This is a genomic window from Streptomyces sp. RP5T, from assembly GCF_003933965.1.
Taxonomy (GTDB): Bacteria; Actinomycetota; Actinomycetes; order Streptomycetales; family Streptomycetaceae; genus Streptomyces.
Genome location: NZ_RSAJ01001062.1, coordinates 1 through 1441 on the forward strand (window position 1 = coordinate 1; position 1441 = coordinate 1441).

Consider the following 1441-nt stretch of genomic DNA (forward strand, 5'->3'; position numbering starts at 1 on the left):
CCGTACGCCCAGCCCGACGGCCGGCTCGCCGACGGCTGAGGCTATTGCCCGGCCTCAGCCTCTGGCCGGCTGAGGTGGGCGAGGACGCCGGGGCCCGGCTCGGGTGCGATGTCCCGTGCGGTGACTTCCGTGCCGCAGGTGTCGCAGGTGAGTTGAATGTGGGCCTCGCCGGTGCAGTCGCGGTGCCGGTAGTGGGCGGGCGGACCGTCCGGGGCCATATAGGTGTCGCCCCAGTCCCTGATCGCCATGAGGATCGGGTAGATGGCGTGCCCCTTGGAGGTCAGACGGTACTCGACGTGGTCACCGCCGTCGGCAGGGCGACGCTCCAGGATGCCGTGCTCGACCAGGCGGCCCAGACGGTCCTGCAAGCGGCTGCGCGAAATGCCCAGCGCGCCCTGGAACGCGTTGAACCGGCGGACCCCGGAGAACGACGCCTTCAGCAGCAGCAGCGTCCACCGGTCGCCGAGGACCACGAGCGGACGGGTGATGGAACACGGCAGGTCGGCCAGGTCTTCGTAACGCACACGAGCAGCCTAACTCCACGGTTCCAAAAAGAGACCAGACCGCGTAGCGTGGTCTCGAAACGAGACCACACCGTGTGGAGGCCTGCATGACTACGACGAGCACACAGCCGGGCACCGATACCGACGCCGGCCCGCGCGGCGAGCTGTCGCGGATCCTCGCCGAGCGCTGGACCTGCCGACAGTTCAGACCGGACCCGGTGCCCCGGCCCGTCGTCGAGCAGCTCCTGCGCCTGGCCCAGCGCACCCCGTCCTGGTGCAACGCGCAGCCCTGGCACGTCCACCTCACCGAGGGAGCCGCCACCGACCACCTGCGCACCCGGCTCATGGAACACGTGCAGAGCCACCCCGCCGCCCCCGACTTCCCCTTCCCCGTGCAGTACACCGGCGTCCACCGGGAACGTCGGCGCGAGTGCGGCTACCAGCTCTACGACAGTCTCGGGATCGCCAAGGAGGACCAGGAGGGCAGACTGCGCCAACTGCTGCGCAACTTCGAGCTGTTCGACGCCCCGCACGCCGCGATCATCACCACCGAGGCCGACCTCGGCGTGTACGGCGCCGTCGACTGCGGCGCGTACGTCAACACCTTCCTGCTCGCCGCGCACAGCCTCGGCCTCGCCGCGGCCCCCCAGGCCGCCCTCGCCTCGTACCCCGACTTCCTTCGCGGGCACCTCGGCATCCCCGGCCATCGGCGCGTGGTGGCCGGCATCTCCTTCGGCTACGCCGACCCCGACCATCCGGTGAATGCGTTCCGCACCCGCCGCGCCGCCCTCGAGGAAGCCGTCACCTGGCACACCGGCAGCGTCAGCGCAGAAGAAGCGGGCGGATGATCCGAACGATGACGGCGGTCGCCTTCACACCGAGGGGAGGGTGTGCTCAGACTCGGGTCGCGCTGACCATGCCGGGGACATGCAATTGCG

At 70.3% G+C, this 1441-nt stretch carries 2 protein-coding genes; one reads left to right on the forward strand and one right to left on the reverse strand.

All coding sequences use genetic code 11. The features are described from left to right. Positions 1 to 41 precede the first annotated feature (41 nt). Complete coding sequence (locus tag EHS43_RS44475; protein WP_125196047.1) at positions 42 to 524, reverse strand: helix-turn-helix domain-containing protein; 483 nt, start codon at positions 522 to 524, stop codon at positions 42 to 44. 86 nt (positions 525 to 610) lie between these two features. On the opposite strand from EHS43_RS44475, the gene EHS43_RS44480 reads away from it, so the two are divergent. After that, positions 611 to 1351, forward strand: a complete 741-nt coding sequence (locus EHS43_RS44480) for a nitroreductase (protein WP_125196048.1) — start codon at positions 611 to 613, stop codon at positions 1349 to 1351. Positions 1352 to 1441 lie beyond the last annotated feature (90 nt).